Raw genomic sequence first — 5,781 nt, forward strand, 5'->3', positions numbered from 1 at the left:
CTTGTAGGCCCGGCTTTGCGCCTGCTGGGCCCGGCCTATGCGCTCTGGGGGAAGGCCCTCGAGGGCCTTGGGGTCGTTGCCGGAAACCGCCAGCCGGGCAGCCCCCTCGCGGAAGGCCTTGGCCATGCCCTCATAGAGCCAGGCTGGGGCCTTGTCCAAGCCTTCCTCTGGCCCCAGGGAAAGGCGCTTGCGGGAAAGCACGTTGTCCCCGTAGATGACCGTGAAGAGGGTTGCTCCGTGCTGGTAAGCTTTTTCCGCCAAGAGGCGGACAAAATCCACGGCCTCAATGGGGGCGGTGGCGATAACCTCCTGCCCCGGCTGAAGGTTCAGCCCTACCCGGACGGCCAGATGGGCCAACTTTTCTAGGTTTTCCTCAAAGGCACTCACGCTCTCAAGTCTTTCCTCCCGAAGGGGTTCCGTCAAGGCCGGGGGCAGCTTTTGGGCCTGCCAAGAAGGAGGGCCAGCCCAGAAAGCAGCAAAAATAGGGGCCGGTAGGCTTCCAAAAGTAAGGCGGCCAGGAGGAAGAGAGCCACCAAGGCATACCGGATGGGCATGCTCCTAGGGTACACCGGGAGGGGTGGGACATTCCTCACCCCAAGGGGCGTTATGGTGGGGGAGAGGTGGAGCCTATGCGTCCCATTACCGTGGACGGGAACGAGGCGGTGGCCCGGGTAGCCTACCGTTTGAGCGAGGTGATCGCCATTTACCCCATCACCCCGGCAAGCCCCATGGCGGAGCTTTGCGACGAGTGGGCAGCCAAGGGGGAACCTAACCTATTTGGGCTCGTGCCCCGGGTGGTGGAGATGCAGTCCGAGGGCGGGGCGGCAGGGGCCCTTCACGGGGCCCTGCAGGAAGGGGTTTTGGCCACCACCTTCACCGCCAGCCAGGGCTTGCTCCTCATGATTCCCGACATGTACAAGATCGCCGGGCAGGCCCTTCCCGGCGTCATCCATGTGGCCGCCCGGGCCCTGGCCACCCATGCCCTTTCCATCTTTGGCGACCACCAGGACGTGTATGCGGTAAGGGCCACGGGGTGGCCCATGTTGATTTCGGATTCCGTCCAGGCGGCCCAGGACCTGGCGGCCATGGCCCACATCGCCGCCCTGAAGGCAAGCCTCCCGGTACTTCACGCCATGGATGGTTTCCGCACCTCCCATGAGGTGCAGAAGATCCTGCCCCTTTCCGACCGGGAGCTTAAGGCCCTTTTCCCCTTTGGGGCCCTCGAGGCCTACCGCCAACGGGCCCTCACCCCGGAGAATCCCGTGATCCGGGGTACCGCGCAAAACCCCGACCACTACTTCCAAAACCGGGAAGCCATCAACCGCTACTACCTGCGCCTGCCCCAGGTGGTGGCGGAAACCATGGAGCATTTTGCCCAGGTTACCGGGCGCCGCTATGCCCCTTACGAGTACGTGGGCCACCCGGAGGCCGAGCGGGTGGTGGTGGTCATGGGCTCGGCCTCCCTGGCGGTGGAGGAGGCGGTGGAGCACCTGCTGAAGCAAGGGGAAAGGGTGGGGATGGTGCGGGTGCGCCTTTACCGCCCCTTCCATACGGAGGGTTTCCTTGCGGCCTTTCCTAAAACTGTGCGCAAGGTGGCGGTCCTGGACCGGGGCAAGGAGCCTGGAGCTGTGGGGGAGCCCCTTTTCCAGGAAGTGGCGGCGGCCTTTGCCCTACGGGGTGGGGAGGTTCCTCTGCTGGTGGGAGGGAGGTACGGACTTTCCTCCAAGGAGTTCACCCCGGCCATGGCCCTGGGGGTTTTTGAGGAGCTGAAGAGGGAGAGGCCCCGGCACGGCTTCACCGTGGGGATCGTGGACGACCTTACGGGCACGAGCCTTTCCTACCCCGAGGTGGACTTTGAGGACCCAGCCTCGGTGCGGGCGGTCTTCTTCGCCCTGGGGGCCGACGGGACCGTGAGCGCCAACAAGAACACCATCAAGATCATCGGGGAGGAGACCCCCCTTTACGCCCAGGGGTACTTCGTCTACGACTCCAAAAAGTCCGGCTCCCGCACCGTAAGCCACCTGCGCTTTGGCCCAAACCCCTTGAACAAGCCTTACCTGGTGCAGAGGGCTAACTTTGTGGGCATTCACCAATGGAGCTTCTTGGAGCGCCTTCCCATGCTGGGGGTGGCGGAGGAGGGGGCCACGGTTCTCATCAACAGCCCCTACCCCAAGGAAGAGGTCTGGGACCGTCTGCCCAGGCCTGTCCAGGAGGAGATCCTCAGGAAGAACCTCAAGGTCTATGTGGTCAACGCCTACGAGCTGGCCAGGCGGGTGGGCCTTCCTGGGCGCATCAACACCATCATGCAGGCCGCCTTCTTTAAGCTTTCCGGGGTTTTGCCCGAGGAGGAGGCCAGGGCCCGCATCAAGAGGGGCATAGAAAAGAGCTACGGGAAGCGGGGCAGGTCGGTGCTGGAGCGGAACTTCCAGGCGGTGGAGCTGGGCTTTGCGGCGGTGGAGCCCCTCCCTGTTCCCGGCAGGGTTACCTCGGAGAAGGACCTGGTGCCGCCTATGGTGGACCACCCTCCTGCCTTTGTGCGGGATGTCCTGGGGCCCATCGCCTTGGGACTCGGCGACGCCTTGCCGGTTTCCGTCTTTCCTGCGGACGGCACTTACCCCACGGGGACGGCCCGGTATGAGAAGCGGGGGATCGCCGAGTTCATTCCCATTTGGGATCCCCAGGTGTGCGTGCAGTGTGGCAAATGTGTCCTGGTCTGCCCCCATGCGGTGATCCGGGCCAAGGTGGTGCCGGAGATGGCCTTGGCCCAGGCCCCCGAAGGATTCCCCCACCGCAAGGCCATGTGGAAGGATCTTAGCGGCGAGTTTACCCTGGCCATCAGCCCTGACGACTGCACCGGGTGTTCCCTTTGCGTGGAGGTCTGCCCCGCCAAGGATAAGCAAAACCCAAGCCGCAAGGCCTTGAACCTGGCTCCCCGCTTGGAGGTGCGGGAGGCCATGAACCGGCACTGGGACTTCTTCCTTTCCTTGCCGGAAACCCCTAGGGCCAGCCTTAAGCTCCACACCGTAAAGGATGTGCAGCTTCTGGAGCCCTTGTTTGAGTTCCCTGGGGCTTGCGCAGGGTGCGGGGAAACCCCCTACCTTAGGCTTCTTTCCCAGCTTTTTGGCGACCGCCTCATTGTCGCCAACGCCACCGGATGCAGTTCCATTTACGGGGGGAACCTTCCCACCACCCCCTGGAGCAAAAACCGGGAAGGCCGGGGTCCGGCCTGGGCCAACTCCCTCTTTGAGGACAATGCGGAGTTTGGGCTTGGCATGCGCCTGGCCCTAGACAAGAAGGCGGAATACGCTAGGGAACTTCTTGTGGGTTTCCGGCAGGTTTTGGGCCAGGAGTTGGTGGAGAGGCTTCTTGCGGAAGTGGGGCCGGAGGAGGTGGAAAAGAGGCGGCAGGATGTGGCGCTTCTGCGGGAAAAGCTCAAGGCCCTGGATGATCCCAAGGCCCAGGACCTCTTGGCCGTGGCAGACGCCCTAATCCCCCACTCGGTCTGGATCGTGGGTGGGGATGGCTGGGCCTACGATATCGGTTACGGGGGCCTGGACCACGTGCTGGCCAGTGGGGCCAACGTGAAGGTCCTGGTTCTGGACACCGAGGTCTACTCCAACACCGGGGGACAGGCTTCCAAGGCTACGGGCCTGGGGGCGGTGGCCAAGTTCGCCGCTGCCGGCAAGCCCACCCCCAAGAAGGACCTGGCCTTCATGGCCATGAGCTACGGTCACGTGTACGTGGCCCAGATCGCCATGGGGGCGAACGATGCCCATACGGTGAAGGCCTTCCTCGAGGCCGAGGCCCATAAGGGACCGGCCCTTCTCATCGCCTACAGCCACTGCATCGCCCACGGCATTGACATGGCCAAGGGTATGGAGCACCAGAGGCTGGCCGAGCGCACCGGGTACTGGCCGCTTTTCCGCTACATTCCCGGACAGGGACTGGTCCTGGATTCCAAGCCTCCCACCCTACCCTTGCGGGAATACCTCTATGCGGAAAACCGTTACCGGCTCCTCCTGCAAACCCACCCCGAGGGAGCGGAAGCCTTTTTAAGGCTAGCGGAGGAGGCGGTGCGGCAAAGGTGGGAGAGGCTTTCCCGCATGGCGGCGAAGGAGGTTGTGCCAAACTGAGGGTGTTTTCCCGTCAGGGAAACACGTGAAGGAGGAGGGGTATGGATCTGAGCACCACCTACCTGGGGCTAAAGCTGGAGCACCCTTTGGTGGCTTCCGCCTCGCCCCTCACGGAAAAGCTGGATGGGTTCTTGCGCCTGGAGGATGGAGGGGCGGCGGCCATCGTGATGCACTCCCTGTTTGAGGAGCAGGTGACCCTCGAGGAGGAGATGCTGGACCATTATCTCCACTACGGCCACGAAAGCTATCCCGAGGCCCTCTCCTATTTCCCCAAGGCCCACGAGTACCGCCTAACCCCAGAGCGCTATCTGGATCTCCTCTCCCGGGCCAAGGAACGGGTTTCCGTCCCCATCATCGCCAGCTTGAACGGCATCAGCCGGGGGGGATGGGTGGAGTACGCCAAGCTCCTGGAGGAGGCCGGGGCCAACGCCGTAGAGCTCAACCTGTACTACATCCCCACCGACCCTGGCCTTTCCGCCTCCGAGGTGGAGGCCATGTACCTGGATACCATCCGCGCCGTGGTGGAAAGCGTGCGGATCCCCGTGGCGGTCAAGGTGGGGCATGCCTTCACCGCCTTCGCCCACTTTGCCAAAAGGGTGGAGGGTACAGGGGCCAAGGCCTTGGTCCTCTTCAACCGGTTCTACCAGCCGGATATAGACCTGGCTACCCTTTCCGTGGTGCCTACCCTGACCCTCTCCCGTCCCTATGAGGCCTTGCTGCGCGTCCACTGGATTGCGCTTCTTTACGGCCGGGTGGGGTTAGAGCTGGCCTTGACGGGTGGTGTGCATTCGGGGAAGGAGGCGGCGAAGGGGCTTTTGGCCGGTGCCCAGGTGGTGATGATGACCTCGTCCATCCTGGAAAAGGGCCCCCATCACTTCCGCACCGTGCTGGAGGAGCTGAAGGCCTTCATGGAGGAGAAGGAGTACGCGAGCGTGGCGGAGATGCGGGGGGTGATGAGCTACCAGAAGGTGGCGGAGCCGGCAGCCTTTGAGCGGGCCAACTACCTTAAGGTTCTGGGCTCGTATCGCCTTCTTCCGTGACGACTCCCCGCTCTGAAGAGCAGGGCTTCGCGGTTCTAGGTTAGAGCACCTATCCCCGCAGGCTCCGTCCGAGCCCTGGCCAAGATGTTTACTGCCGCTGCCACATCCCGATGGAGAAGAGTACCACAAGAGGGACACGTGAACTCTCTGACCCACAAAGGCCTCTTCTCCCGGTAACCGCATACAGGGCAGTCTTGGCTTGTGTACTTAGGGTCCACCTTGATGACCCGCCTACCAGCCTCCGCCGCTTTGTAGGCAAGGATTTGGAGAAACTGCGCCCACCCTGCGTCAAGTACCCCTTTGGCAAGAGGAGAACGGGATAGTCCGTTTATGTTCAAGTCTTCATGGACAATGACACCATAGCGGTTTACAAGCTTCCTGGCCACCTTATGGTGGAAGTCCCTGCGTTGGTTGGCGATCTTGCGGTGCAGTTTGGCAAGCTGTCTTTTGGCCTTCTTATACCGGTTGCTGCCCTTCTTTTTTCGGGATAGCTTCCCTTGGGCTTCAGCAAGCTTGGTCTGATACCCTTTTATGCTAATTCCTTCGTCCTAGGCCACCAGTGGAACAGGGTGTGCCGCCTGAGGGTCTCGGGGTCCAGGGCAAGGACC

Annotated in this window: 5 protein-coding genes; 2 read left to right on the forward strand and 3 right to left on the reverse strand. The window is 62.7% G+C overall.

Annotation, left to right across the window (positions count from 1 at the left end; translation table 11 throughout):
- Together Q0693_RS05385 and Q0693_RS05390 are read right to left on the reverse strand one after the other, a co-directional pair.
- The coding region (locus Q0693_RS05385; RefSeq protein WP_298629776.1) for an aminopeptidase at positions 1 to 387 on the reverse strand (387 nt) is incomplete at its 3' end.
- Positions 388 to 419: 32 nt separating this feature from the next.
- Positions 420 to 554, reverse strand: a complete 135-nt coding sequence (locus Q0693_RS05390) for a hypothetical protein (RefSeq protein ID WP_279231195.1) — start codon at positions 552 to 554, stop codon at positions 420 to 422.
- 75 nt (positions 555 to 629) lie between these two features.
- On the opposite strand from Q0693_RS05390, the gene nifJ reads away from it, so the two are divergent.
- Together nifJ and Q0693_RS05400 are read left to right on the forward strand one after the other, a co-directional pair.
- The gene (nifJ, locus tag Q0693_RS05395; protein WP_298629782.1) at positions 630 to 4,133 is read left to right on the forward strand and encodes a pyruvate:ferredoxin (flavodoxin) oxidoreductase; all 3,504 of its coding nucleotides are present in this window, start codon (positions 630 to 632) and stop codon (positions 4,131 to 4,133) included.
- A 41-nt stretch (positions 4,134 to 4,174) separates the two neighbouring features.
- Positions 4,175 to 5,173 (forward strand): dihydroorotate dehydrogenase-like protein, encoded by a 999-nt coding sequence (locus tag Q0693_RS05400; RefSeq protein WP_298629784.1) that lies wholly within the window; start codon positions 4,175 to 4,177, stop codon positions 5,171 to 5,173.
- A gap of 35 nt (positions 5,174 to 5,208) precedes the next feature.
- On the opposite strand, the gene Q0693_RS05405 is transcribed toward Q0693_RS05400, so the two are convergent.
- Positions 5,209 to 5,712 carry a transposase gene (locus Q0693_RS05405; protein ID WP_366140517.1) on the reverse strand — a complete coding sequence of 168 codons (504 nt, stop codon included), beginning with the start codon at positions 5,710 to 5,712 and terminating at the stop codon, positions 5,209 to 5,211.
- Positions 5,713 to 5,781: the final 69 nt, after the last annotated feature.

It is taken from the genome of uncultured Thermus sp. (genome assembly GCF_938010445.1).
GTDB lineage: Bacteria > Deinococcota > Deinococci > Deinococcales > Thermaceae > Thermus > Thermus altitudinis.